We start from the raw sequence: 26,399 nt of genomic DNA, 5'->3' as shown, positions 1-26,399 counted from the left end.
CGCCCCCGTGCATGCAGACACAGCCTCACCGCGCGGTTCCCGACGGCCACCATCTCATCGGCCACCCCGAGACTGGCGAGCACCTCCAGGGTGCGGGGCTGAATCGCCAGGGCACGGGACTCGTGCACCCGGTCGACAGATCGATCTACCACCCGGACCCGCACACCCAGGGCGGCCAACTGCCCGGCCATGGCCAGTCCGGTTGGCCCCGCCCCGACCACCAGAACCTCGACGGCGCTCACCGGACATCGACCCGTCGAGAGCCGATGATCGCGACCGGTGCCTCCAGCGGGCCGGCTGAGGTACCGAACGCGATCACGTACTCAATGCCGACCATCCAGATCCCCTGGCTCGACGCGCGACTGACCGTCACGACCCGACGGTAGCCCCAGCTGCATCATCGACGCGATCTGCCGACGAAACTCATCCGGGGATCGAACGTATGCCCTGGTGCTTGTGCCAGCCTTGCCAAACAGCCGCGCGCCGTTGATCTCGGCAAACGCGGTGAGAACGATCAGCGACAGGAAGCGGCCGAGCGCTGGTGGGTGCCGAGGCGGCCCGCGGCCAGCGGCGACCACGCCTTCCGGATTGAGGTGGCCAAGGTGGCTCATGTCGAAGCTGGTTGGGCGTCGGGTTACCTCTGGCCTCGTCCCGGATCTCGTCGCCACTGACTTCGACGGGAAATTGCGTCGGCTCGGCACGATGGGCGTTCAGCCCCGTCTGCCTGATCAACTCGGCACTGACGCTGAACGACCTGCTCGACGTGGAGGCCGACGCCTGGCGCCGCCGGTAGAGCGCCTCAGCCGAGATGGCTGCGACGTGGATCGTCGTCCCCGCCCGGACCGCCGGCACCACGATCGCGTTCGGGAGAGCCTGCAGGCCCCGCCCGCCGGCCGTGGCGCTGCGCACGCCCCGCAGGGGCCGGCGGGTGGTTCCCGCCGGCCCTCCGGCCGAGGTCACCGTCCATAGAGCTCGAATTCGTAGAGCGAGAATCCGTATGAGGTGGCCCGGTTGACCCCGTACACCCGCACGTAGCGGGCGCTTACCGGGGTGAAGGTGGCGTTGTCGACGCCGCCGTTGCCGGTGGTGGTGCTGAACACCGGCTGCCAGGAGGTACCGTCGCCGGAGACCTCGATCCGGTACCCGATGCCGTACGCGGATTCCCAGCGCAGCACCGCCCGGCTGACCGTCCGGGCCGCGCCGAGGTCAACCCGGAGCCACTGGTTGTCCTTGTAGCTGCTGGACCACCGGCTGCCGAGACTGCCGTCGACTGCCTTGTCCGGGGTGTTGCTGGTCAGGAACTGGGTGCTCGACGCGGTGGCCGGACGGCCCTGCGCCAGGTTGGTGACGTTGTCGCCGCGTCGCGCCGGAAACGAGACGACCTGCTGGTAGGTGGGACGGTTCTGCCAGGCGATCAGCGGGTGGGTGATGCCGCCGAGCCCGGACTGGGCGATGGAGTCGGCGCACCACTGGTCGCCGGCCCCGCAGGACGTGTCACCCGGGTAGACCGTCGTGGCCGGCACCGCGGTGGCGCGGCCGAGCGTCTCGAGCAGCGCCTGCCGGCACGCGCCAAGGTTGCCGTTGCCGCAGTACGCGCGCCCCAGCCCGCCGGCGACGGGGTCGCCGAGCACGGTGCGCAGGTCCTTGTCGACGTAGCCCCACCAGCCGTACTGGAACGACGAACCCTTGTGCGCCTGCCCTTGCAACGCCCAGCTCACGGCGCCGTCACGCCCGCCGTTCTGGCCGCCTGACGGCGCCTCGTTCACCTCGATGGCATCGACCAGGGCGGCATACAGGTCGGGCCCGAGGCCGGATCGGAACTGGGCCGCGGCCAGCAGCGGCCACCAGGCGTCGAAGATCCGGATAGCCTCGGCGTGCTGGTAGACCTTGGAGCCGGGTGACGTCTCCACCCGGCGGGAGCCGGCCTGCTGCCAGGCCCGCAGTTTGCTCACGGCGGCGGCCAGCGCCGGGTCGGTGACCGGGGTGCTGTCGAGCACCCGCAGCAGTTCGCCGAGAACCTGCTGGCCACGCAGGTCGGTCACCGCCGCCTCGGCGGTGATCTTCACAATGTCGGCGCGGCCGAGCTTGCGCTGGGCGATGGCTGCGCGCACCGGACCGTCGAGCAGTTGACCCCGGTGCACCGCGCCGTAGCTGAAGTTGCCGTCGGCAGCGGCGAAGTCCTGCGCCTGCTTGTTGTTCCAGCTGACGTAGTAGTCCTGGTTGACTGACTGCGGGTGAGCCGACGCCGGGGTGTAGGTGGCGTCGTTGGTGTCCGGGTTCCAGCCCACCCACTCGTAGGCCGGCTCGGCCTTCGTCGGCAGGTTCGGGTCGGCGGTGGCGGGCCGGACCGGGTTCGAGCCGGAGTTGAAGTACGCCGCCTCGGTCGAGTTGACGTAGAACCAGTTGAACGCGTACCCGACGTTGGCCGCGGACGCCTGGAACGCCGCCGCGCTGCCCATGGCCGACGGGTCGTTGTACGCCTGGAAGCCGATCGCCGAGTCGGCCTCGTGCCGGTAGGTCGAGCGCAGCTTGGTGAACGCGGTCGGCTGCCCATTCACCAGGCCCCGGTAGGCCACCAGCCCGTACTTGGTGCGCAGCGCGCGCAGCGTGTACGAGCCGGCAGGGGTGGCGTCGGCCAGCGTCGGCGACCAGGAGTTGCGCCGCTCCAGCACCTCCATCGCCAGGCACTGGCCCCGGTAGAGGTAGCGGTTGGAGCGTAGCGTCGGGGCACTGCCGTCGGTGGTGCACAGCGGCACCGCGTACGTGTCGGTCAGGTCCTGGGAGGCCGAGGTGGCGCTCCAGGCGTAGTCCTGACCTCGACCGAGCAGCACGTAGAGGTTCAGCCCGGCGAACGCGGCGCCGCGCGCGCTGATCCCCGGCCCTTGGAGTTCCTGGAGCATGAGCAGCTGCGGGGCGAAGTAGCCGGTCTGCGGGCCGAACACGGCGACCGGGTTGCCGGTGGTGGTGTGCCGGCCGGAGACCACCACCGCGTTGGACATGCCGTGTGCGCGCAGGTTGGACAGCCCGCCGAGCAGCCCGTGGGTGGCTGTGCTGGCACCGGCGCGGGCGGCGGCCCCGCCGCTCTGTTCGTAGGCGAGGGGCTCGGCGATCACCGTGCCGGCGTCGGGGAGTACCGCGCTGGTCGCGCCCGGCGGTGTCGCGCCGTAAGGGAAGCTCTGCCCGTCGTGCAGCGTGAGCACGGTTTCCGGGTCGTTCTGCGAGCGGAACGCCTGCCAGACCCGGTCGCCCTCGGTGGTGCCGTACTTGGCCCGGGCGGCCACCCGGACCAGCGCGGACTGGATCTCGCTGCCACCGCCCCCGCCGAAGAGCCCGCCAACCACACCGGCGGTGGCGATCAAATCGGTCATGGTGAAGTGCGTCGGCTTGCCAGCGCCGGTCAGCACGTATTCGCCGGGGTAGTTGTCGTCGGCGATCGACTTGTCAATGTAGGCGTTGATGCCGGTGATGTAGTCGACCACGTCGGTGTAGAGCTGCTGGCCCCGGGTGCCCTTGAGGCGCAGCGCGTCCACCTGCGCCTGGAGGTCCGCCTCCGCGTAGGGCGAGTTGGCCCAGATGCTCTGCTCCAGCTCACGGTTGCCCGGCGCGCCGCCGGCGAACGAGGTGAGCGTGCCGCGACCGGCGTGCCGCAGCAGGTCCATCACCCAGAGCCGGTCCTGGGCCCCGGCGTAGCCGGCGCCGAACATGGTGCCGGCGCGGGTGGTTCCGGTGACGTGCGGGACGCCGGTGGCCTTGTCCCGCACGATGGTCACGTCCGCCCGCGGCGAAATGGTGCTTTCGACCTGCGCGGCGGGGACGCCGAACGAGGCGTCGTTGTAGAAGTGGGCGATCTGCTCGTCGGTCAGCCCGGCGTAGTTGTAGACCAGGTTCGCGTACTCGTCGAGCTGGTCGCTGGAGTGTGCCGGGCGGGTGCCGAGCGTCTGGTGGGCCAGGATGGCGACCAGCGTGGCGTTGCCGTTCTGCCCGGGGGGCAGGATGTCGGCGCACTGGCCGAGGCAGTAGTCGTCGGGGGTGAAGGTGGTGGCGGCGAGCGCCGGTGACGGCGGGGTGACCGTCAGGACGCTCATGGTCAGGGCGGCGGCGGTGAGCGCCGCGAGCCGGGCGCGAAGGGCGGGTCTGGGCATGGCGATCCTCCGGGGACGCGGAGTCGGGCCGTTCGGTACGCCCGGCTGCTGGTGCCGACCTCTCGCCTCCGTGCCCGGGCGTTCCGCCTGGAGGTGAGAATGACTCATGTCGATCTGGGGCAATGATCGGCGCAGGACCGCCGTCCGGGATAGCCGTCGTTCACCACGAGCCAATGCCGACGTTTCGCCGTCTTCCGCCGCCCGGAACCGGCACGGTGGGGGTGGCGCCGTTGCCACCCCGTGTTGCTCTTCCGCTGGTGCGACCAGTCACCAACTCCGTCCGCCGAGCAGTTCCAGCGGAGCGGTGACGGGTCCATAGCTGCGCAGCGCGTCCTGGAAGCCGCTGGTGTAGCTGGGCGGGCGATGCGAGTCGGACGCGGGCCCGAATGGCTCATCGACAGGACCGGTAGGGCTGGTTGGGGCGATGGCCACGAGATGCCCCGCTGCTGGGTCCTCGTACGCGGCAGTGATACTGGGTCAGTGCGAGGATCATGGGTTCATGTCGGCCGGCTGTGGACCAACGGTGAACCGTTCCTCGCTATCGACGCCATGCGTCGGAGCGAATGGTGCGGTTACAGCAACGACGACTTCGAACGGGTCGTTGACATGGCGACAGAGGACACCGCCATCGTCGTCGGGGCTGGCAGGGCGGCTCTGGTCGGCGGGGACGGGGTTGTCCGCGACGACAGTTGGGTTGAGGTCTTCCAGTCCGAGGGCGGCACGCTCGCCTTCGTGCAGGCATCTGGGCCCGACTACCCGCGTGTGCTCGCTGCAGCACTGGAGTATCCGGACGCCGAGGACGACGAGGGTGATGACCTCGCCGTCGGCAGTGGTGAACTGGCGGTCTTCAGCACAGCAATCGACGGCGCCGGCGAGTACTCGGCCCCGTTGTTGCCGGCACGGCCAGGGCCGGTGCCAATCGTTCACGGTCCACCGCAGCGAGAGCCTGACCCGGGCATGCTGATCCAGACGGGTGACATCACAGCGTATCGGTTCAAGATCCGGTGGCACACCGAGCTGGACGACGAAAGCTGCTTTGCGCGCTGGCTCCTTATCCCTGCTGGAGACGATCGCTGAGGGCGCTACAGGCGCGGCCGCTGAACCCGGACATCGCACCAGTGCAACGTTGCCCTGGTGTCGTGTGCCCTTGGTGGTCCGCTCCCGTCGAGTGTGGGCCGCAGCGCTGGTCGTCGTCTCGTTCTGCGCAGTCGCGGTTACAGCAAGCGGTGACGGGTCATGTGGCGGAGGGCCAGGTAGCCCGGCGGCACCGGGAGCCAGAAGGTCGCGAGACGGTAGATCAGGACGCCGGCGACGGCGGTGTCCAGCGGCACTCCGTAGAGCAGCAGGCCGGAGACGAGCGCGGCCTCGGTGGCACCGAGCCCGCCGGGGGTGGGCGCGGCGGAGGCGACGCCCTCGCCGATGACGCAGACCAGGATCACCGGAGGTAGTAGCGCGATGTCGACGGGCTGGCCGGTGGCGAGTAGGGCGAGGTAGAGGCAGAGGCCGTAGGTGAGGGTGAGCGTCACGGACGCGGCGACGAGCCGCCGGAGCCGGTGCTGGTGAGTCAAGGTGCGCAGGGCGGCGATGACACGGCCGGCCGCCGCGCGTGCGCGCCGCTGGATGCGGGGTGCGGCGAGGACGGCCGCGAGGACGAGCAGCGCGACGAGGGCGCCCAGCAGCAGCGGCAGCGCCTTGGTCGCGCCGTGGGTGAGGGTGCGGGCGGGCTGCCGCGCGAAGGGCAGCAGGATCGGCAGCAGCACCACGACCGAGACCACGCCGGCGGTGCGGGAGACGACCACGGCGGTGACCGCCGCCGCGGTGTCGAGTCCTTTCTGGTGCAGGTAGCGCAGGCTGAGCGCGGCACCGCCGAGGCTGCCGGGGGCCAGCCGGTTCGCGAACGACGCTGCGACCTGCACCAGAGTGGCCTCGCCGAGCGGTACCCGGTTGGCCGCGGCCAACCGGAGCACGACGGCGCTGAGGAGGTAGGTGAGGGCCGAGCCGAGCAGCGTTGCCACGACGGCCACCGGGTTCGCGTGCACCATCAGGTGGATTGCGGTGCGTAGCTCGCCAAGTTGCGGGAGCAGGAGGTGCACGATCAGCCCGAGGACCACTAGCAGGAGGATGTCCCGTGGCGCTGTCCGGACCACCTTGGCCGGGGGCCGCTCCCGGTCCGGGCAGCGCCGCAGGATCTCCTCGCGGAGGCACTTCAACAGGTCGGGGTGGGCGTGTAGGACGTTGCGGCCGGCGCGGGAGAGCACCGGCGGTTGCAGGAACGGGACGCTGTCCGCGACCGTTTCGGCGCCGAGTCGGTCGACTGCGGCTGCGACCACACTCGCCGGGTCGACCCGGCTGGCGAGGGCGACCAGTAGTTCGACGATGTCCCGGGCCCGCTGGTCGGCCGGGGCGTCGTCGACGCCGAACCCGAGGTCGACCAGGTACGCGCGGTCGCCGTCGACGAGCACGTTGGCGGCCCGCAGGTCGCGGTGCGCAATGCCCGCCCGGTGCAGCAGCGCCACCTGTCCCCATGCGTCCCGCACGGCGGCGATCGGGACCGGCCCGACGACGGCGCTGAGCGGGGCCGCGTCGATGAACTCCTGCACCAGCAGGGCGTTTCCGCCGGGTGCGGTGGCGGTCGTGACGACGGCCGGGACTCGGACGCCGGCGCGTTCGGCCAGCAGGGTCAGGTAGGTTTCGTGTTCGCTCTGCTGCTCGGGACTCAGGTATGGCGGTGTGTCGGCGACGTGCCGGTAGCGCAGGCTCCGGTAGAGCTTGTAGGCCCAGTCCGCATCGCGTTGCTGGCCGCCGGTCACCTTCACGAACAGCCGCTGTCCATCGGTGGTGACCGCCTGCCACGGCTGGGAGCCGCGGGCGTCACCGCCGATCGATTCCAGCCGCCGCACGTCGAATCCGCGTCGCCGCAGCGTCTCGCGTAGATCGTGGGTGGACTGCTGCGGTCCGACCTCGCCGACGGCGAGCCGGGTCAGGCCTACCGCGAGCCAACCGACGAGGATCCCACCGACCGCGTCGACTGGCAGATGAGCGCCGACGTGGATCCGCGCTACGGCGACCAGAGCGATCACCGTCCAGGCCAGGCGGTGCCAGCGGGAGTTGCCGGCCTGCGCCGCGACGAGGGCCAGGGCGGTGGCGACCGCGACGTGCCCCGAGGGGTAGCCGAGCGCTCCGGTGACCGTGTCCCGGAGGGTCAGTTCGGTCAGCAGCGCCGCCGGTCGTTGCCGGGCGACCGCGGCCTTGACGGCGACGGCGAGCCAGTACGCGAGGTTGCCGGCCAGCAGGAAACGCCACGCGACGCCGGTGCGCCGCAGGATGACGGCCGCCGCGGCGGCGACGAACACCGCCGCGTAGGAGCCGGCCTGCATGACGACGACCAGCATCGGCGTCAGCCATGAGGGTAGGTGGTTGATCAGGACGAACAGGTCCCGCTCCCACAGCGCTACGGGTCGGTGCCGCACCAAGACGCTGACGACGACCAGCAGACTGGCCGAGACGGCCAGGCTGACCAGCAGCGCCGGCGACGGGCGATGCCTCCGCGTTACCACCGGTCCTCGGCTGACCCCTCATCCGGCTCGATTCCCGCTGTCGGTCCGAACCCTACGGACCGCCCGCGGGCGGAACGGTTCTTGCCCGAAAATCAACCCGCTAGGGGCGACAATCAGCAGGTGGACAAGGTAATCGCGGTGCTCAGCGGTTACCGCCGGGCCTCGGCCTGGCCCTGGTACTCGTGTTGCCGGCGCTGGAGTCCGCTCGCGGGAGTGCACTCGCCGGACCTTGCCGCAGCCTGCTCGATTTCGAGCGACTACACACCAGACTCCCGGGGCTTGTGAGCTGACGGCGATCGCGGTCGCGCGGAGGATGTTGTGGGCGGCGGTCAGGTCCGCATCTTGGTGGAGCACGTCTTGGAAACCGGTCGACTGTTGGGCGTCTCGAGAACAGTGGTTACGGCATCGGTGTGGGCACTTTGAGTCGGCCGTCGTGGACCTCGGCGATCTGGTCCACTGCGGCGAGGCGGGTGTGGTCGTGGGTGACGAGCACGGTGGCGGTGGCCTGTTGATGGGTGAGTCGGGTGATCAGGTCGATGATGGCGGCACCTCTTTGGTGGTCGAGGGCGCTGGTGGGTTCGTCGACTAGGAGCACGGTGGGGTCGTTCATCAACGCCCGGGCGATGTTGACGCGCTGGCGCTGGCCGCCGGACAGCTGGTGGGGGCGCCGTTCTGCCTGTGCGGCAAGGCCGACGTTGTCGAGCAGTTCCATGGCTCGGCTGCGGGCCTTGGCCGGGGAGCGTCCGTCGAGGTGTGCCATGACTTGGAGTTGTTCGGCTGCGGTGAGCGACGGCAGCAGGTTGGGCTGCTGGAACACGATGCCGATCTTGTTCCGGCGCAGGGTCGTCAGTTCTCGGCGGCTCAGGCCGGTGGTTGTGGTGCCGTCGATGGTGACGGTGCCGGCGTCGGGGCTGATGAGGGTGGCGGCGACGGCGAGCAGGGTGGACTTTCCGGAGCCGGAGGGGCCGACGACGGCGGTCAGGCTGCCCTTGGGCACGTTCAGGGTGACGTGGTCGAGGGCGGTCAGGCGGGTGTCGCCGTCGGGGTAGGTGAGGGTGATGTCGTGCACGTTGAGGCTCATCGGGCGCTCCCCAGGGCGGTCAGCGGGTCGACGGAGGTGATGCGACGGATGGACAGGGCGGCCCCGAGTGCTCCGAGCGCGATCATCACGGCGGCCGGGACGAGGATGGTGGCGGGAGTGAGGATGAAGGGCACGGCGGCGCCGGCGACGAGGGCGCCGAGGCCGGCGGCGAGGCCGGTGCCGAGCAGTGTGCCGCCGGTCAGCAGGACGACGGCTTGGCCGAGCGCGTCCTTGAGCAGGTTGGTGGTGGAGGCGCCCAGGGCTTTGAGTACGGCGAGGTCGGCGCTGCGCTGGATGGTCCAGACGGTGAAGAAGGCGCCGATGACGAGTGCGGAGATCGCGAACAGGAAGCCGCGCATGAGCTGCAGGGAGCTGTTTTCGGAGGTGTAGGAGCCGATCGCGGACAGTGAGTTGGTCTTGGCGACCGTTGTGGTGCCGGTGGCCTTGTCGGCGGCCTGTACGTCGGCGTCGGTGGTGGTGTTCAGGGCGATGACGGTGGCGGTGGCGGTGGCGGTGGGACCGTTGGGCTTGTCGGTGGGAGGTGTCAGCTTCTGCCACAGGTCCAGGCTGGTCCAGACGACGGGGGTGTGGCTGAAGGAGGCGTCTCCGTGCACGGCGGCGACGGTCACCTGCTGTCCGCCGAGGGTGAAGGTGTCGCCCATGGCTACATCGAGGTTGTCGGCGGCGGTGATGGACAGGACCGCCGCGCGCTCGTTGATCTTGCTGCTTGCCGGGGCAAGCGTCGAGCCGGGCTGGACGCCGAAGGCGGAGACCCCGATGGTCTTGTCGCCGGCGGCGGCCTTGGTGGTAGTGATGCCCAGTGGTTGGGCGTTCTGTACGCCCGGGGTCCGGGCCCACTGCTGCCATTGGTTCTCGGTGACGGTGGAGTTCGAAAACGACAGCTTCTCACCGGTGCCCGTCGCGTTGAAAGCGATCTTGTTGGCCGCCAGGCCGGTGATCGCGGAGATGTTCTGCTGACCGAGGCCGGCGGTCAGCCCGGACAGCAGCCCGACCATCAGGGTGATCAGCACGATGACGGTTCCCATCAGGGCAAAACGCCCTTTGGCGAACTTCAGATCTCTCCAGGCGACGAACACGGCTTTGGCCTGCCCTTCATGGGGGTGGAACTGGGATGTCTCTAGCGTCGCCGCGCACCCTCTGAGTCCGCGTCTGGCGCAGGGCAGCTCCTGGTGCGTCGAAAGGCTGCACGCCGGTTCTAACTTTTGATCGAGGCCGTCCCGGGAGATGACTGCCTAGGCTGGAAGAACTGTGAGGATGACTGCTACGGCCTTGACGCCCGCAACCCGCACCCTGACCTGGTGTGTGCACGTGCTGGTCGTCGGCCTGCTCGCCCTGACCGCCGGACGGGCGGTCGTTGACAGCCGTCCGCACGCCGGGGCGGTCATCGCTGTGGCCGCAGCGTGTGGGCTGGTCTACGCGGCCGGACCTTTCCTGCCCCGCATCAGCCGCTCCCGGCGCGCCGCCGCGGTATGGCTGACCGCCGTGGTCGCCATGTGGCTGATGCTGCTGGTCCTATCGGCCGACGCGGTGTGGGTGGCCTTCCCGCTCTACTTCCTGCAACTGCACCTGCTGTCACGCCGCGGCGGCCTGGCCGCCGTCGTGATCACGGCGGCGGCGGCCATCGCAGGCTTCGGCGCTCACCAGAGTTCCGTCAGCCCGGCGATGGCGATCGGCCCGGCACTCGGCGCCGCCGTGTCGATCGCGGTGGTTTGGGGGTACCAGGCCCTGTACCGCGAGAGCGAACACCGCCGGAAGCTGATCGACGAGCTCATTGCGGCCCGCACCGACTTGGCCACGGCACAGCACACCGCGGGCGTGCTCGCCGAACGCGAGCGCCTCGCCCGGGAAATCCACGACACCCTCGCTCAAGGCCTATCCAGCATCCAGCTGCTGTTACGCGCCGCTGAACGGGCATTGCCCTCCACACCGCAGAAGGCCACCCGCTACGTCGAGCAGGCCCGCCAGGCCGCCGTTGACAACCTCGCCGAGGCTCGCCGTTTCGTCGCCGCCCTCGCCCCACTTGACCTCGAAGACACGACCTTGGCTGGCGCCCTGGAACGACTGTGTGCCACCACCAGCGCTCGCCACCGGCTCACCGCACGTTTCCACCTCACCGGCGAGCCCCGGCCGCTGCCAACCGAGCACGAGGCGGCCCTGCTGCGCATCGTCCAGTCCGCCCTCGCGAACACCGTGCGCCACGCCGAGGCAACCACCGCCGACGTCACCCTCAGCTACCTCGGCGACCACGTCGCCGTGGACATCATCGACAACGGGCACGGCTTCGACCCTCACCGGCTTCCCGCACCCGACGCCCAGAACGGCGGATTCGGGATGCCCGCGATGCGCGCCCGCGTCCTGGCCCTCGGCGGCACCCTTACCGTCGAATCCGCCCCGGGCCACGGCACCGCCCTGGCCGCCCAGTTGCCCCTTGCCTCCCCCGCCGACCACAGCGTCGAGGCAAACTCGTGACCGACAAGCCCATCCGCCTGCTCCTGGCCGACGACCACCCCATAGTCCGGGCCGGGCTGCGCGCCGTACTGGAAACCGAACCCGGCATCACAATCGTGGCCGAAGCCGCCACCGCCGAGGAAGCCGTCACCCGCGCCGGCCGCGGTGACATCGACGTCGTCCTCATGGACCTGCAATTCGGCAAAGGAATGAACGGCGCTCAGGCCACCGCCGCCATCACCGCCCGCCCCGGCGCACCCCGCGTACTGATCGTCACCACCTACGACACCGACGCCGACACTCTGCCCGCCATCGAAGCCGGCGCCACCGGCTACCTCCTCAAAGACGCTCCACCTGAAGACCTCGCCGCCGCCGTACGCACCGCCGCCACCGGCCGCACCACCCTGGCCCCCGCTGTCGCCGACCGGCTCATGAGTCGGCTACGCGACCCCCGCACCGCCCTGACCCGCCGCGAGACCGAAGTCCTCACCCTGGTCGCCGACGGCCTGTCCAACCAAGCGATCGGCTCCCGGCTTCACCTCACCGAAGGCACAGTCAAGTCCCACCTCGCCCACATCTACACCAAGCTCGGCGTCGAGTCCCGCACCTCCGCCGTCGCAACCGCAACCCAGCTCGGCCTCATCCGACGCTGACCTGACCGACCGCCCGCTGCTGGGGAGGCTCAAGCCATGGCTTCACGGTCGCTGCCGAATCTGCAGATGACGACGTGCTGCCGGCGGTGCCGATGGCGGCAGGGTCGTGGGCGGCGATCGTCGGGATGGCTCGACTCGGTGTGACCGCGGCCGCCGAGTACGAGCCGGATCTCGTGCGTCTCGTGCATCCCCGACCCAGGCACGCAGTAGCAACCGCCATCGCGGCGCTCATTGCCGGCGCCGACGTGGTCGGGCCACCCAGCCGAGATTCCCGCTGGTGTCGCTCACTGTTGGGGCGGCCCGGCGATGCCTACCCCGCAAGACGACCGCCGCGACGCCGAGGAAACACCAGGGGTCACTATGTTTCCCTGAGAAGACGCCCCGACGCCTTGAGCCTCGTCCGAACGAGCCTTAACGATTGCAAGCACGTCAGGCTCGGGACCTGACGGACTGTCGCGGTCAGGCACAGCGCCGGCGGTCGACGCGTTTGCTCGATTGCAGCGGCCGTGTGACCTGTTGATCTGCAGAACCCTCCGAAGAGGACCCGAACCTACGACACACGGTTTAGGAAACCGATGCTCTATCCCCTGAGCTACCGGGGCGCGAGGGCCTAGTCTCGCGACCTGGGCGTTCACCTGGGGTGGCAGGGGGTGGCCCGCGTTCATCCACGTCACCCGGGCCCCTGTTCGCCCAGCCCAGGACCACACCCGGAGCACACGAACCTCGGTTTGCGACCAGCGGTCGGTCGCGGTGACCCGCGTTGGCACCGGTTCACCCTGGTTGGCATCCGCTGGAGAGCACACACCGCGCACATCATCGAAGATCAACAACGTCGCGTCCATATACCCACCTTCGGCGTCGCCACCGGAGGACCACGGAGCGTTCACGCCGGGGCGCTCGGACCCCGCCGTGATACCGACTACTACGGTCCCCACCGAGCGTTCGCTCATGCCGAAGAGCGCGCACACGGCAGGGGAAGCGGCGTCTCCCCGCCCGGCTCATCACAAGCCGATGAGGCCCGGTAGGTCTCGGGAACCTCGTCCGCGCGGCGGCAATGCGTTTACGCCCGTGGCTGGATGAAGAGCGGCCGGAAGAACGATGCCTCCTCGGGGTCGGCGTGGAGGTGCCGACGCCAACCGAGAGATGACCAGAAGCCGTCGGCGCCCTCGGAGAAGGCCACGAGGCGACGGTCTGGGTAGCGGTTGTGAAGGAGGCCGATGACAGCGCGGCCGGTGCCGCGGCCGCGGTGATCGTCGTGCACCTCAATGAACTGAATCTCGAGTGCAGTGGCTCCAAGTGGCGGCACGTCGGCATAGTGATCGATCTCGACCTCGTTGTCGAGGTGAACCCGCGCGACCTCGCTGTTGTTCTCTAGGACACGCAGAAAGATGCTCTTGGAATGGGGATAGACGGGGCTGCCGTACCACCATTGGTCGTTGAATCCGAGGCCTGCTTCCTCGTACGTGAACGGGAACCAAAACCGCTCGCCCACTGAAGTGATCTCAACAAGATTCGTGTAGGTAGCGGTATTCGACTATCCGTTCATCGAGGCGCGGCGCAACAAGGACAACGAGCTGCACAACCTGCTCCAGCGGCCGCGCGACGTCCCGAACCGCACCGCCCTGGGCGCGATGGCCATCTCGTTCTACGTGGTGCTGACCCTGTCCGGCGGTAACGACGTGATCGCCGACAATTTCCACATCAGCCTGAACGCGATGACCTGGGCGGGCCGAATCGGGCTGATCCTGCTCCCGCCGCTGGCCTACTACGTCACCTACCGGATCTGCCTCGGCCTACAGCAGCACGACCGGGAGGTGCTGGCCCACGGCGTGGAGACCGGCATCATCCGGCGGCTGCCGGACGGTCGGTTCATCGAGGTGCACCAGCCCCTCGGCGCGACCGACGAGCACGGCCACGGCGAGTTCGCCGGTTGGGTCGTACCGAAGAAGATGAACCGGCTCGGCGCGCTAGGCCCGGCCATCAAGGGCTTCTTCGTGCCGATCGAGAAGCCGGCCGAGGCGCCGGTCTCCCCCGGCCACCCGCCGGTCTCGGCCCCTCCGAAGGAGAAGGAGATCAGCGGAAAGCGCTGACCGCCCGCAACACACGACCGTGGCGCCCGCCGGAATCGGCGGGCGCCACGGTCGTTTCCGTTGCCGTACGTGCCCGCCTCCATCCCGGGTCAACTGCCGGGATCCTGCCCTTGACCAGGGCGAAACCTTGCTGACTCATGAACCCGGGCCAGAATCCGGCTACCACCCGGTCACACAAAGTTAATGAACTACGAACCGTTGACTACCCGGCAAGCCTGCCTCTAGCGTTCCCCTCAATCGAACGGCGTACGGCACATCGGAACACTGTCGGATCCGTTCGGTCGAGTGGGACAGCCTGGACAGGAGGTCCGGTCGTGGCCATCGATGATCTACACCGTCTATTCGCGCCGGTCCAACTCGGCCAGGTCGCGCTGCGCAACCGGGTCTTCGTGCCCGGACACACCACCAACTTCGGGCGGGCCAACCAGCCCACCGACCGCCATGTCGCGTACCACGCAGAGCGGGCCCGCGGCGGCGTCGGCCTGATCATCACCGAGGCCGTCCGGGTGCACCCGACCAGCGCCGGCCGGCACATCAGCCTCGGCAGCTTCGACGACGCCTCGATCCCCGCCTACGCGGCGGTGGCGACGGCCGTACACGAGCACGGGGCGGCGATCTTCGCCCAGATCATGCACGCCGGCCGGCAGGCCAACGGAGACGCGACCCGGACCGCGGCCTGGTCCGCGTCGCCGCTGCCGTGGGCCGCCGGCGCGCACGTGCCGCATGCGATGGGCCACGACGACATCGCGGTGGTCGTCGAGGCGTTCGCCGCCGCCGCCCGCCGGATGCGCGCGGCCGGCTACGACGGGCTGGAGGTCCACGCCGGACACGGCCACCTGCTCCAGCAGTTCCTCTCCCCCAGCACCAACCTGCGCGACGACCGGTACGGCGGCAGCCCGGCCAACCGGCTGCGGCTGACCCGCGAGGTGTTGGCCGCGGTGTTCGCCACCGCCGGCGACCTGCCGGTCGGGTTGCGGGTCAGCGCCGACGAGTTCCTGCCCGGCGGCCTCGACCCGCGGGCCGTGCTGGAGATCGTCGCCCAGCTCCGCGCCGAGTTCCCGCTCGCCTTCGTGCACGTCAGCCACTCCGCCTACCACGGCAGCTACTCGCTGGCCACGCAGATGGCCGACATGAGCTTCGGGCACGCCCCGTTCCGCCACCACGCCGCCCTGTTCAAGCGGGAGTTCGCCGACCTGCCCGTACTGGCCGTCTGCCGGCTGGACAGCCTGCCCGAGGCGGCCGAACTGGTCGCGGCCGGCGACGCCGACCTGGTCGGCCTGGCCCGCCCGCACATCGCCGACCCGCACCTGGTCCGCAAGGCGATGACCGGCCGGCAGCACGAGGTGCGCTCCTGCCTGGCCTGCAACCAGGGCTGCATCGGGCGGCTGGAGACCGGGCTGCCGATCTCCTGCGTGGTCAACCCCGAGGTGGGCGCGGAACGCGAGTGGGCCGCGGCCTGGTCGGACCGGCCCGCCGTACGGCGGGTGCTGGTGATCGGTGGCGGCCCGGCGGGGCTTTCGGCGGCGCTCGGCGCGAACCGGGCCGGCCACCGGGTGACCCTGGTCGAGGCCGCCGACCGGCTCGGCGGTCAGGTCGAACTGGCCGCCCGCGTACCCGGCCGGGAACGCCTCGGGCTGCTCACCGACGACCTGGTCCGGGACGCTACCGCGGCCGGGATCGAGGTACGGCTCGGCGAACGGGTGGACGCCGCGACGGTAATGACCGGCGACTTCCAGGACGTGATCGTGGCGACCGGTGCCCGGCCGGCCCGCCGCGAACTGCCCGGCGGCCCGCCGGTGCTCGACCTGGCCGACGCGGTGGCGGACCTGATCGAACCGGCCGGGCCGGTCACCGGCACCGTCGTGGTGCTCGACGACGACGGCACCTGGGCGGCGGCGTCGGTCGCCGAGCAGCTGGCCCGGCTCGGGGCCAGGGTGCACCTGGTCTCGCCGACCGCGAGCGTCTGCGCCCGGATCACCACCTACTCCAAGCTCGCCCTGCTGCGCCGGTTCGCCGAGCTGGGCGTACGGGCCCAGCCGATGCGCACGGTCCGTGGCGTCGACGGGTCGACGGTGGAGTTCGTCGACGTGCTCAGCGGCGACGCCGTACGCGTGGACGGGGTCAGCGCCGTCGTCGACGCCGGCTCGGCGATCGCCGACGACGAGCTCTACCGCGCGCTGGAGGCCCGACCGGACGGCCCCCGGACACACCTGGTCGGCGACGCCAACGCACCCCGCACCGCTTTCGAAGCCATCTACGAGGGACGCCTCGCCGGCGCGTTCCTCGGCCAGTACGACACCGAGCCGGCCCGCCGGGTGCTGCTCGCCCACTAGCTCGTGTTCCACCTGGCCGGACGACCAAACCGATCGATCAACCAAGGGAGACCGACATGTTCGATGTCGAGGAACGGCTCACCCTGGACGAGCGTTCCGCCGTCGACTTCGTACTCAATCTGCGCAAGCGGTGGGCCGACACGGTCTACCCGGCGCTGCGCCAGGAGTTTAACGCCGTCGGGGAATCGGCGACGACCATCGCCGACGCCGAGACCCGGCTGCGCGAGCTGCCGCTCTATCCGTGGTTCAGCCACCTGGAGCGGGTGCAGCAGAAGATGCTGTGGAAGCTGGCCGGCGACGCGGTGCTGAGCCGCCGTACGGAGCTGGTGGACCAGTTGGCCCAGCCGGCGCAGCCGAAGGGCGCGCTCAAGCTGGACGCCGACCTGGACCTGCCCGGCTGGTACACCGACTACGACATCCACATCCAGCCCGGCGGATTCTTCTCCGACGACATGTCGGCCTACGTGTACGAGTTCGGCGCCCGCATCGTGATGCTGCGCGACAACGACGGATACAAGTTCCACTCGCTGTTCACCAGCACCGCCCTGCCGGAGGTGCCCGCGGCGACCCGGGTGGTCGACATCGGCTGCGGGTTCGGCAAGAGCACCCGCCCGTTGGTCGGCAAGTACCCGGACGCGGAGGTGATCGGCGTCGACTTCGCCGCCCCCGGGCTGCGGCTGGCGCACGTCGAGGCCGAGGCGGCCGAACTGGCCATCGACTTCCGGCAGGCAGACGGCCGAGACACCGGCATCGACGCGGACTCCTGCGACGTGGTCACCGGAACGATGGTGCTGCACGAGATGCCGGCCGAGGCGATCAGGGAAACCATCGTCGAGGCGGCCCGGCTGCTCAAGCCCGGCGGTGCGCTGCGGTTCCTGGAGTTCCAGCTCACCGGCGACCCGCTGCGCGACGCGACCGTCTACGAGCACGCCGAACGCAACAACGAACCCTTCTTCCACGCGCTGTTCGGCAGCGACCTGCTGCAGATCTGCGCCGAGGCCGGCCTCACCGAGGCCTCCTGGACCCCGTTCGACGAGCGCATGCACGGCGTACGGCCGGAGGGCTGGGGCGACCGGTTCGAGTGGCACTTCCCGTGGGCGGTCCTGTCCGCCACCAAGCCGGAGGCATGATGAGCACCGAATTCGCCTACCTGGGCGACGCGAAGTCCAGCAAGCTGTTCGACCTGGTCCTGCAGCTCGCCACCGACCTGCACGTGACCCGGCAGCGGCTGCGGGCGGTCGAGGCCCTGCTGGTCCGCGGCGGGCAACTCGACGGCGACGCCGTCGACGGGTTCACCGCGACGCCCGCCGAGCAGCCGGCGTTCAACGCCGACCGGGACGGGTTGCAGGCCCGCCTGCTCCGGATCCTCACCGAGGACGGCCCCGCCGAGCACCCGCTGCGCAACCAGTGGGAAGCGGCCATCGAGACGCGCAGCCGCTGATGGGCACCGAAGATCCGGCCGGCCTGATCGACCGCTACCTGCAGTTGTGCGAGGACCGGCAGTTGGCCGAGGCGAGCCGGCTGCTCGCCCCCGGCGTACTGATCGTCTTTCCGGGTGGTCGGGTCTTCGGCTCGCTCACCGAGATGGCCGCGGCGGCCACCGGGCGGTACCGCTGGGTACGCAAGCACCGGGACCGCTACCTGGTCGGGACCGAGGCCGGCGGCGACCGGACCTCGGTGACCTCGCTCGGCACGCTCTACGGCGAGGACAACGACGGGTCGCCCTTCGACCGGATCCGCTACGCGGACGTGTTCCTGCTACAGGACGGGCTGATCACCGAGCAGCACGTCTACAACGACCTGGCGGTCGACCTTCCGACCAGCCGCAGCTGATCCCGACTTGTGACGAGGTATTTCGAGATGAGACATGGACTACGGGTGCTCGTGGGGGCCATGGCCGCCACGCTGGTACTGACCGGTTGCAACAGCGGCGACTCCGGCGGCGACGGCGCCGCTGGTGAGCCGGCCAAGCTGACCTTCGCCATCGCCTCCGCGGTGATCGGGCCGAAGGAGGAGGTGGCCGCGTTCGCGGTCGCCAAGGAACTCGGCTACTACGCCGAGGAGAAGCTGACCGTCGAGACCATCAACACCGACGGCTCGGTCGCCGCGCTGCAGGCGGTCGCCAGCGGCAGCGGCAGCGTCACCGCCGCCGACAGCGGCTCGATCCTCGGCGCGGTGGAGAAGAACGTGCCGGTCAAGGCGGTTGGCGGGCTGGTGCAGAACTGGCCCTGGGTGATCGCCGTCAAGCCGGACAGCACGATCACCGGCGGGGCCGACCTGAAGGGCAAGAAGATCGGCGTGATCAGCCTTGCGTCGGGCTCCGCGCCGTACGCCCGGGCCTTCGTCCGCGCGGCCGGGCTCGACCCGGAGAAGGACGTCGAACTGCTCCCGGTCGGTGTGGGTGCGCCGGCGGCGGCCGCGCTCAACGGCGGCCAGGTCGACATGCTGGCGCTCTACACCCAGGCGTACACGGTCATCGAGAACGCCGGCACCACACTGAAGTACCTGCCCAACCCCGACTCGCTGACCGGCATCCGGTCGCTGTCGTGGGCGGTCAGCTCGCGCAACGAGAACAGCGACGTCAACACCCGGTTCCTGCGGGCGTCGTACAAGGCGATGCTCTTCTCGGCGAAGAACCCCGAGGCGGCCATGCGGATCGGCTACAAGGTCTTCCCGCAGATCCTCGCCGGCCAGTCGGTCGAGTCGCGGCTGGCGGCGGATACCGCGAGCCTGCAGGCCTGGCTGAAGACGGCCACCCCGGCCACCGGTACGCCGGAGGACTTCCCGGCCTGGGGCGCGATCAGCGACCAGGAGTGGGCCAAGACCCAGGCGTACACCAAGGAAGCCGGCCAGATCACCGGCGAGGTCGAGCTGAGCAAGGTGTGGGACCCGAGCCTGCTCGCCGGCGCCAACGAGTTCGACAAGGCCGCTGTCCTGCAGCAGGCCGCCAGTTACACCGCGAAGTAGCCGACCGGACACGCGGAGGGATACCCGATGGCCTACCGAACAACGGCCCGCCAACTACCGACGCCCACAGTGGTCGAGGAAAGCACCTGGATCGAGGTTGATGGCCTGCACAAGCTCTATCAACCCAAGAAGTCCGATCCGACGCTGGCCCTGAGCGACGTCAGCTTCTCCGTACGGCGGGGCGAGTTCATTTCGGTCGTCGGGCCCTCCGGGTGCGGCAAGACCACCCTGCTGAAGATCCTGGCCGGGCTGAGCCCGAAGTCGCAGGGCGTGGTGAGGATCGCCGGCCGGGAGGTGACCAAGCCGCTCCCCCAGGTCGGGATGGTCTTCCAGGCCCCGACGTTGCTGCCCTGGCGAACCATCTTCGAGAACGTGATGGTGCCGGCCGAGGTCCAGAAGCTGGACCCGGCCCGGCACCGAAAGCGGGCCCAGGAACTGCTGGAGATGGTCGGTCTCGACGGCTTCGAGCAGAAGTACCCGCACGAGCTCAGCGGCGGCATGCAGCAGCGCGCCGGGATCTGCCGGGCACTGGTGCACGACCCGGCCGTACTGCTGATGGACGAGCCGTTCGGCGCGCTGGACGCGATGACCCGCGAGTACATGAACGTCGAACTGCTGCGGATCTGGCGGGAGAGCGGGCAGACGGCGGTTCTGGTCACCCACTCGATCCCGGAGGCGGTCTTCCTGTCCGACCGGGTGGTCGTGCTCAGCCCGCGGCCCGGCCGGATCGCCGAGATCATCTCCATCGACCTGGAGCGGCCACGGGAGCTCGGCGTAATGTCCTCGGACCGCGCCGGCGTCTACGTGGAACGCATCCGCCGACACTTCAACGCCGCCGGCGTTATCGACTGACGGGGTTCGTTATGGCTACCACCAATCCGGTAAAGGATCCGGTCCGCCCGCGTACCGGGTCGCCCGCGCCCGCGCCGAAACCCGCCTGGCCAAAGCTGGACCTGCGGGACCGCCCCCAGCTCTGGCTGGTCCCGACGGTCTTCGTCGTGGTCGTCCTGGCCTGGGAGTACGGCGTACAGGTGTTCGGCGTGGACGAGTACGTGCTGCCGCGCCCGACGCAGATCGTCGACGCGCTCTGGCTGCAACTCAACGACGACCTGTTCTGGGGGCACCTGTGGGTGACCACCCAGGAGTCGCTGGTCGGCTTCGCGATCGGGGTGGGTGCGGCGGTCCTGCTGGGCACGTTCATCTCCCAGATCAAGATCGTCGAAGCCACCCTGATGCCGTACATCGTGGCCTTCCAGACGGTGCCGAAGGTCGCGCTGGCCCCGCTGTTCGTGGTCTGGTTCGGCTTCGGCCTGACCAGCAAGATCGTGATGGCCGCGGTGATCTCGTTCTTCCCGATGCTGGTCAACGTGATCGAGGGGCTGCGGGCCGCCGACGCCGACAAGATCCAGATGCTGACCGTGTTCGGCGCCAACAAGATGCAGATCTTCCGGATGGTCCGGCTGCCCAGTGCCCTGCCGTTCATCTTCGCCGGGCTGGACATCGGCATCGTCTTCGCCATCCTCGGCGCCGTGGTCGGTGAGTTCATCGGCGCCAAGGAGGGGCTGGGTTACCTGCTCCTACAGACCAACTACAACTTCGACATCGCCGGCATGTTCGCCGTGCTGGTGGTGCTGTCGGTAATGGGCCTGCTGGCCCACTTCGTGATCCGGCTCATCCAGCGCAAGGTCGCGTTCTGGGCCGAGGACACGAAAGTCATCGGCGCGTGAGCCGGCCGGGGGCCGACCCAAATCGCTTCGACGGGCGGGTCGCGCTGGTCACCGGCGCGGCCCGGGGCATCGGGGCGCGGATCGCGGCGACCCTGGCCGAACGCGGCGCGACCGTCGCCCAGGCCGACGTCGTCGAGCCCGACGGGTGGGCGGCGGCCGAGCTGGCCGGCGCGCACAGCCGGCACCACGTCGACGTCCGGTCGGCCGCCTCCTGCACCGACCTGGCGGCGGCCGTACTGGACCGGCACGGCCGGCTCGACCTGCTGGTCAACAACGCCGGCGTGGTCCGGCGCGGACCGGCGGCCACTATGTCCGAACAGGACTTCACCGACGTCCTCGACATCAACCTGACCGGCACGTTCCGGATGTGCCAGGCCGCGTACCCGGCCCTCCGCCGGGCGGGTGGAGCCGTGGTCAACATCGGCTCCACCAACGGGCACATCGCGGTGCTGGACACGCTCGGCTACTGCGTCAGCAAGGCCGGGGTGATGCACATGGCCCGGGTGCTGGCGCTGGAATGGGCGCCCGACCAGATCCGGGTCAACGCGGTCGGCCCGACCATCGTGCCCACCGACATGACCAGCGACCTGCGCGGCGACCCGGACTACCTGGCCGCCAAGCTGGCCACCATCCCGCTGGGCCGGATGGCCGGCGAGCAGGACGTCGCGAACGCGGTCGCCTACCTGCTCAGCGACGCCGCGGCCATGACCACCGGTCAGACGATCTTCGTCGACGGCGGCGTCACCATCCACTGAGCCCGACCTCCCAAGAGGAGCTACCACCATGTCATCGCCGGATATCAAGGCGGTCCTCGACGCGGTCGACGAGCACTTCGACACCTTCGTCGAGGAACTGCAACAGCTGTGCCGGATCCGCAGCCGCCGGCAGGAGCCGGACCAGATGGCGGCCACCGCCGAGTTCCTCGCCGGTTCGGTACGCCGCTGGGGCGGCACCGCCGACGTCGTCCCCTGGGCCGACTCGCACCCGTACGTGCTCGGCGAACTCGCCGGCGGGCCGCGCTCGCTGCTGCACTTCAACCACTACGACGTCGAGGTCGAGCCGGCCGGGGACGACGCCGACTGGATCAGCCCGCCGTACGCAGCGGAGATCCACGACGGCAGGCTGTACGCCCGCGGCGTCGCCGACGACAAGGGCGCGCTGATGTCCCGGATCCACGCCGCCGCGGCCTGGCGGCTGGCCGGTCTCGCGCCCCCGGTCACCAGCCGGTTCCTGATCGAGGGCAAGCAGTGGCTGCACAGCCCCGGCCTCGGCTCGTTCGTCGAGGCGCACGCCGACCGGCTGGAAAGCGACGGGACGCTGTGGGAGAACTCCTGGCTGGACGCGGACGGCCGGCCACTGCTCAAGCTCAGCGAGAAGGGCGTGCTCTACCTGCGCCTGTCGTTGCGGACCCTGCCCCGCGACCTGACCAGCCAGAACACCGCCCTGCTCGCATCGGCCACGATCCGGCTCGCCGCCGCGCTGGCCGCGCTACAGGACCCGGACGGCACGGTGCTGGTCCCCGGCTTCGCAGCCGGCGCCCGCCCGGTGACCGACGCGGAACGCGAACTGCTGGCCCAGGTCGCCTTCGACGGTGACTTCCTGCGCGCCCGCGCCGGCGTCGACGGGTTCGTCGGCGGGCTGGACGACCGGGCGGCCGCGGTGGCGATCCGTACCGTGCCCACGCTCACCGTGGCCGGCTTCGACGGCGGCGACATGCGCGACGACGTGACCCTGGGCATCCCGTCGCTGGCCCGGGCCAAGGTGGAGATCCGGCTGATCGCCGGCCAGGCCCCGGAGCGGGTCCTGGACGCGCTGCGCAGGCACCTGGCCGAAAGCGGCTTCGGCGACGTCGACATCGAGGTGATGGCGACCAGCCGGCCGAACATCACCGACCACCAGGACCCGTTCGTCACCCTGGTCGCCGACGCGGCCCGCCGGGCGTACGGCAACGAGCCGGTGATCGAGCCGTACACCCAGTGGATCGGCAACCAGGGCGTGCTGCCCGGCCGGCCGATCGTCGGCATCGGGGTGTCCCGGGCCGACTCCGGTGTGGACGGTCCGAACGAACAGATCCGGCTGGACGACTACCGCACCGGCATCAGGCACGTCATCGAGGTAATGGCAGCGATGGCCGCCAGTGCCGAGCGAAGCGAGGTGACGGCGTGAGCAGGATCCGGGGCACTGCCCAGCGTGGATACGTCGACCTGCCCTGGGGGCAGGTGCACTACCGGCACGGCGGTACGGCCGACCAGCCGGTGCTGCTGGTGCTGCACCAGTCGCCGCTGTCGTCGGCGACGTACGACGCCGTGATCGCGCCGCTGGCCGAGCGTGGCGTGCGGACGATCGTCGTCGACACCCCCGGGTTCGGGATGTCCGACGCACCGCCACGGCCGTGGTCGATTCCCGAGTACGCCGACGCGGTGTGGCAGGTCGCGGACGCGCTGGGGCTGGGCGCCGTACACCTGCTCGGGCAGCACACCGGGGCGACGATCGGCGCCGAGGCGGCACTGCTCGCCCCGGCCCGGGTGCACCGGCTGATCCTGCAGGGCCTGCCGCTCTACGACGACGCCGAGCGCAAGGCCAAGGTGGAGTCGTACGCCCCCGGATACGTCCCGGACCGCGACGGCAGCCACCTGCGGGTGATCTGGGACCGGGTGTACGGCCTGTACCCGCGGCTGACCCCGGACGAGGCGAACCGGCAGGTGGCCGAATACCTGATGACCGGGCCGGACTACGCGACCGCGTACCGGGCGGTCTTCGCGCACCGGTTGGACACCGCGGCGCTGGCCGCGATCCCGACGGTGCTGCTGCACGGCGGCGACGACCTGGTGGACCGGATGACGCCGGTGGTGACGGCTGCCCTGCCGCACGCGCCGCTGGTCACCATCCCGGGCGGCACGGACTTCGTCGCCGACGAGCAGCCCGAGGCGTTCGCCGACGCGGTCGCCGCCCAGGTCGTCGGGCAGGCGTCGTGAGCGAGCGCAGCGAGGTGGCGTCGTGACCGAGATTCCGGCCGGGCCCGCGAGCGTGGTGCCGGACAACGTCGTCTACACCGCGACCGTACAGGTCTCGGGTGGCCGGGGCGGGCGGGCGGAGTCGCTGACCGGCTCGTTCCGGGCCACCCTGACCCGCCCGGCACAGCGCGGCCCCGACGCCCCGGGCACCGACCCGGAGGAGTTGTTCGCCGCCGGCTACGCGGCCTGCTTCGACAGTGCGCTGACGGCGGTCGGCCGGCAGGAGCGGATCAGCCTCGGGGCGACCCGGGTCACCGCCTCGGTCTCGCTCGGCACCACCGACGGCGGCGGGTACGCGATCGCCGTACTGCTGGAGGTGAGCGCTCCGGAGTGTCCGCAGGCCGACCTGGAACGGGCCGTCCACGCGGCACACCGGATGTGCCCGTACTCGAACGCCATCCGGGGCAACACACCGGTGACGATCCGGGTCGATGGTCGACACTGATTCCGCGCCTGCCCGGACCACCGCCACCGGCGGTGGTCCGGACAGTGGCGGCGGCCGGACGGCGCTGGTGGTCGGCCTCGCCCTGATCTACACCCTGTGGGGTTCGACCTACCTGGGCAACCGGATCGCCCTGGAGAGCCTGCCGCCGATGGTCACCACCGCCGGCCGGTTCCTGCTCGCCGCGGTGGTACTGCTGGTGATCGCCGGGTTGCGGCGGTCGCCCCAGTTGGTGCCGACCCGGGCGCAGTTCCCCGGCGTCGCGGTCACCGGCATCCTGCTGATCGGGGTAGGCAGCACCCTGCTGGCGGTCGGGCAGCAGTACGTCGACTCCGGCCTGGCCTCGCTCGTGGTCGCCGCCGTACCGCTGTGGGTGTTGGCGCTGCGGGTCTGCACCGGACAGCGACCGTCGGCGCTGGTCGTGGCCGGGGTGTTCGGCGGGGTGGCCGGGCTGGCCCTGCTACTGCTCGCGCCGGGCACCCAACTGCACCTGGCTGGCACGTTGACGGTGCTCGCGTCCAGCGGGGTGTGGGCGGTCGGTTCGTGGCTGTCGCAGCGGATGGCGCAGCCGGCCGATCCGCTGGTCGGCATCGCCTGGCAGATGCTGATCGGCGGGCTGGCGGTCGCCGTGGCCAGCGCACTGACCGGTGAGCTGGGCGGGCTGCGGCTGGCCGAGGTGTCCGGCCGTTCCTGGATCGCCTGGGGATATCTGCTGGTGGTCTGCACGATCGTCGGCTACACCGTCTACTCCTGGCTGTTGCGGCGGGCGCCGCTGCAACTCGTGGCCACCTACGCCTATGTGAACCCGGTCGTCGCGGTCGGTTTGGGGATGATGGTGCTCGACGAGCGGTTGACCGGCCGCCAGGTGCTGGCCGGGGTGTTCGTGCTCGCCTCGGTGGCGGTCGTGGTCGCGGTGGAACGCCCCCGGCAACGCGGACCGTCGTCGCCCGCCGCACCGGCCACGCCCACCTAGGCTCCGGTTGCCCGCACAGCACATTGGACAGACAGCGAGGACCACGATGACCATCACACCTGCCGTCGACAGCGAGGACAGCCGTACCAGGTCTGGCCTGGGCCGGGCGCTCTCGGTGATCAACATGATCGCCGAGCGCTCGCCGCAGACCCTGGGCGTGTCGACGATCGCGCGTGAACTGGAGCTGCCCAAGGCGGTGGCGCACCGGATCCTCAAGGAGCTGGTCGGCGACGGTTTCCTGAGCTTCGACGAGGAGACCAAGCAGTACCAGCTCGGCCCCGGCGCGCTGGCGGTGGGGTTGGCCGCGTTGCGGGCCCTGAACGTGCCGGACATCGCCCGCCGCTACATGGTGCGGCTGGTCCGGGCCACCGGCGAGACGGCGACGCTGTCGATGCGGCAGGGCTGGTCCCGGGTGTACGTCGACCAGGTGCTGTCGCCGCACGAGGTGCGGATGTCGGTGTCGTTGGGCACCAGCCATTCGCTGCACTCGGGTTCGTCGTCGAAGGCGATCCTGGCGGCCCTGCCGGACACCGAGGTCGAGGACTATCTCGACAACCACCGGCTGGAGCAGGTGACGGCGGCGACGATCACCTCGGTGGACCGGTTGCGGGCGGAGATCGCCCACATCCGGCAGCAGGGGTACGCAGTCAGCCTCGGCGAGCGGCAGCCGGGTGCGGGCAGTGTGGCGGCCGCGGTGCTCTATTCGACCGGTCAGGTGTTCGGCTCGCTGTCGTTGTGCGGGCCGCAGGACCGCTTCGACGCGCGGGCGTGTGCGGCGCACGGTGCCCTGGTCGCGGAGGCGGCCGGCGAGATCTCGGCCGAGATCGGCTTCCGTCCGGTACCGCGCCAGGCCGGTACCCGTGATCACACGACCACTGGCTCACAGCCGCTGGTCCTGCGGTTGTGAGCGTGGTTAGGATGACGACGATTCTGTTCAGCGGACCGGCGTTT

General features: G+C 70.3%; 23 protein-coding genes and 1 pseudogene. 17 read left to right on the top strand and 7 right to left on the bottom strand.

The genetic code is table 11. The annotated features are described in order from the left end of the window. From ABZV00_RS13990 to ABZV00_RS13980, 3 genes are all read right to left on the bottom strand, one after another. Positions 1-242, bottom strand: a 242-nt coding sequence (locus ABZV00_RS13990; RefSeq protein WP_355605565.1) for an FAD-dependent monooxygenase, incomplete at its 3' end; no start/stop codon positions are given. Between the two features lie 81 nt (positions 243-323). Then, a complete protein-coding gene (locus tag ABZV00_RS13985) occupies positions 324-611 on the bottom strand; it encodes a hypothetical protein (protein ID WP_355605562.1) in 288 nt (95 codons plus the stop codon). Between the two features lie 345 nt (positions 612-956). Further along, positions 957-4,142 (bottom strand): penicillin acylase family protein, encoded by a 3,186-nt coding sequence (locus ABZV00_RS13980; protein ID WP_355605559.1) that lies wholly within the window; start codon positions 4,140-4,142, stop codon positions 957-959. A 480-nt stretch (positions 4,143-4,622) separates the two neighbouring features. On the opposite strand from ABZV00_RS13980, the gene ABZV00_RS13975 reads away from it, so the two are divergent. Further along, positions 4,623-5,219, top strand: coding sequence for a hypothetical protein (locus ABZV00_RS13975; RefSeq protein WP_355605556.1), 597 nt, complete (start codon positions 4,623-4,625; stop codon positions 5,217-5,219). A gap of 137 nt (positions 5,220-5,356) precedes the next feature. On the opposite strand, the gene ABZV00_RS13970 is transcribed toward ABZV00_RS13975, so the two are convergent. The 3 genes from ABZV00_RS13970 to ABZV00_RS13960 form a co-directional block, all read right to left on the bottom strand. Next, positions 5,357-7,699: a flippase-like domain-containing protein gene (locus ABZV00_RS13970; RefSeq protein WP_355605553.1), complete on the bottom strand. Its 2,343-nt coding sequence runs from the start codon at positions 7,697-7,699 to the stop codon at positions 5,357-5,359. A gap of 397 nt (positions 7,700-8,096) precedes the next feature. Continuing rightward, entirely contained in the window at positions 8,097-8,780 is a 684-nt protein-coding gene (locus ABZV00_RS13965) for an ABC transporter ATP-binding protein (RefSeq protein ID WP_355605551.1), read from the bottom strand. Next, the gene (locus tag ABZV00_RS13960; protein ID WP_355605549.1) at positions 8,777-9,826 is read right to left on the bottom strand and encodes an ABC transporter permease; all 1,050 of its coding nucleotides are present in this window, start codon (positions 9,824-9,826) and stop codon (positions 8,777-8,779) included. The genes ABZV00_RS13965 and ABZV00_RS13960 overlap by 4 nt, the downstream gene beginning before the upstream one ends. Positions 9,827-10,055: 229 nt before the next feature. Between ABZV00_RS13960 and ABZV00_RS13955 the strand changes: the two genes are divergently transcribed. Next, a complete protein-coding gene (locus tag ABZV00_RS13955) occupies positions 10,056-11,270 on the top strand; it encodes a sensor histidine kinase (protein WP_355605546.1) in 1,215 nt (404 codons plus the stop codon). Next, the gene (locus ABZV00_RS13950; RefSeq protein WP_355605543.1) at positions 11,267-11,902 is read left to right on the top strand and encodes a response regulator transcription factor; all 636 of its coding nucleotides are present in this window, start codon (positions 11,267-11,269) and stop codon (positions 11,900-11,902) included. The genes ABZV00_RS13955 and ABZV00_RS13950 overlap by 4 nt, the downstream gene beginning before the upstream one ends. A 1,060-nt stretch (positions 11,903-12,962) precedes the next feature. Here ABZV00_RS13950 and ABZV00_RS13945 read toward each other — a convergent pair. Next, positions 12,963-13,394: a hypothetical protein gene (locus ABZV00_RS13945; RefSeq protein WP_355605540.1), complete on the bottom strand. Its 432-nt coding sequence runs from the start codon at positions 13,392-13,394 to the stop codon at positions 12,963-12,965. A 22-nt stretch (positions 13,395-13,416) separates the two neighbouring features. On the opposite strand from ABZV00_RS13945, the pseudogene ABZV00_RS13940 reads away from it, so the two are divergent. The 14 genes and pseudogenes from ABZV00_RS13940 to ABZV00_RS13875 form a co-directional block, all read left to right on the top strand. Next, a pseudogene (locus ABZV00_RS13940) lies at positions 13,417-13,992 on the top strand (cytochrome b); the annotation flags it as partial. Positions 13,993-14,306: 314 nt separating this feature from the next. Then, positions 14,307-16,325, top strand: a complete 2,019-nt coding sequence (locus tag ABZV00_RS13935; RefSeq protein ID WP_355605538.1) for an FAD-dependent oxidoreductase — start codon at positions 14,307-14,309, stop codon at positions 16,323-16,325. 56 nt (positions 16,326-16,381) lie between these two features. Continuing rightward, entirely contained in the window at positions 16,382-17,455 is a 1,074-nt protein-coding gene (locus ABZV00_RS13930) for a class I SAM-dependent methyltransferase (protein ID WP_355605535.1), read from the top strand. Then, positions 17,455-17,766 carry a hypothetical protein gene (locus ABZV00_RS13925; protein ID WP_355605532.1) on the top strand — a complete coding sequence of 104 codons (312 nt, stop codon included), beginning with the start codon at positions 17,455-17,457 and terminating at the stop codon, positions 17,764-17,766. Before ABZV00_RS13930 ends, ABZV00_RS13925 begins: the two co-directional genes overlap by 1 nt. After that, positions 17,766-18,158: a hypothetical protein gene (locus ABZV00_RS13920; protein ID WP_355605530.1), complete on the top strand. Its 393-nt coding sequence runs from the start codon at positions 17,766-17,768 to the stop codon at positions 18,156-18,158. Before ABZV00_RS13925 ends, ABZV00_RS13920 begins: the two co-directional genes overlap by 1 nt. A 27-nt stretch (positions 18,159-18,185) precedes the next feature. Continuing rightward, on the top strand, positions 18,186-19,292 hold the full coding sequence (locus tag ABZV00_RS13915) for an ABC transporter substrate-binding protein (RefSeq protein ID WP_355605527.1): 1,107 nt from the start codon (positions 18,186-18,188) through the stop codon (positions 19,290-19,292). A 27-nt stretch (positions 19,293-19,319) separates the two neighbouring features. Further along, positions 19,320-20,144, top strand: a complete 825-nt coding sequence (locus ABZV00_RS13910; protein WP_355605524.1) for an ABC transporter ATP-binding protein — start codon at positions 19,320-19,322, stop codon at positions 20,142-20,144. Positions 20,145-20,155: 11 nt separating this feature from the next. After that, a complete protein-coding gene (locus tag ABZV00_RS13905) occupies positions 20,156-21,019 on the top strand; it encodes an ABC transporter permease (protein WP_328415148.1) in 864 nt (287 codons plus the stop codon). Continuing rightward, a complete protein-coding gene (locus ABZV00_RS13900; RefSeq protein ID WP_328415146.1) occupies positions 21,016-21,774 on the top strand; it encodes an SDR family oxidoreductase in 759 nt (252 codons plus the stop codon). The genes ABZV00_RS13905 and ABZV00_RS13900 overlap by 4 nt, the downstream gene beginning before the upstream one ends. A 28-nt stretch (positions 21,775-21,802) precedes the next feature. Continuing rightward, positions 21,803-23,185, top strand: a complete 1,383-nt coding sequence (locus ABZV00_RS13895) for a M20/M25/M40 family metallo-hydrolase (RefSeq protein WP_355605520.1) — start codon at positions 21,803-21,805, stop codon at positions 23,183-23,185. Beyond that, positions 23,182-23,994 carry an alpha/beta fold hydrolase gene (locus tag ABZV00_RS13890; protein WP_328415143.1) on the top strand — a complete coding sequence of 271 codons (813 nt, stop codon included), beginning with the start codon at positions 23,182-23,184 and terminating at the stop codon, positions 23,992-23,994. The genes ABZV00_RS13895 and ABZV00_RS13890 overlap by 4 nt, the downstream gene beginning before the upstream one ends. Positions 23,995-24,016: 22 nt before the next feature. Continuing rightward, a complete protein-coding gene (locus ABZV00_RS13885) occupies positions 24,017-24,478 on the top strand; it encodes an Ohr family peroxiredoxin (RefSeq protein ID WP_328415141.1) in 462 nt (153 codons plus the stop codon). Further along, positions 24,465-25,448: an EamA family transporter gene (locus tag ABZV00_RS13880; protein ID WP_355605516.1), complete on the top strand. Its 984-nt coding sequence runs from the start codon at positions 24,465-24,467 to the stop codon at positions 25,446-25,448. Before ABZV00_RS13885 ends, ABZV00_RS13880 begins: the two co-directional genes overlap by 14 nt. Positions 25,449-25,494: 46 nt before the next feature. Further along, on the top strand, positions 25,495-26,355 hold the full coding sequence (locus tag ABZV00_RS13875; RefSeq protein ID WP_355605513.1) for an IclR family transcriptional regulator: 861 nt from the start codon (positions 25,495-25,497) through the stop codon (positions 26,353-26,355). The last annotated feature ends 44 nt before the right edge of the window (positions 26,356-26,399 follow it).

Source organism: Micromonospora sp. NPDC005173 (assembly GCF_040608515.1).
Lineage (GTDB): Bacteria > Actinomycetota > Actinomycetes > Mycobacteriales > Micromonosporaceae > Micromonospora.
The sequence above is the reverse complement of the archived record's forward strand: the minus strand, read 5'-3'. Positions and strand labels throughout refer to the sequence as shown.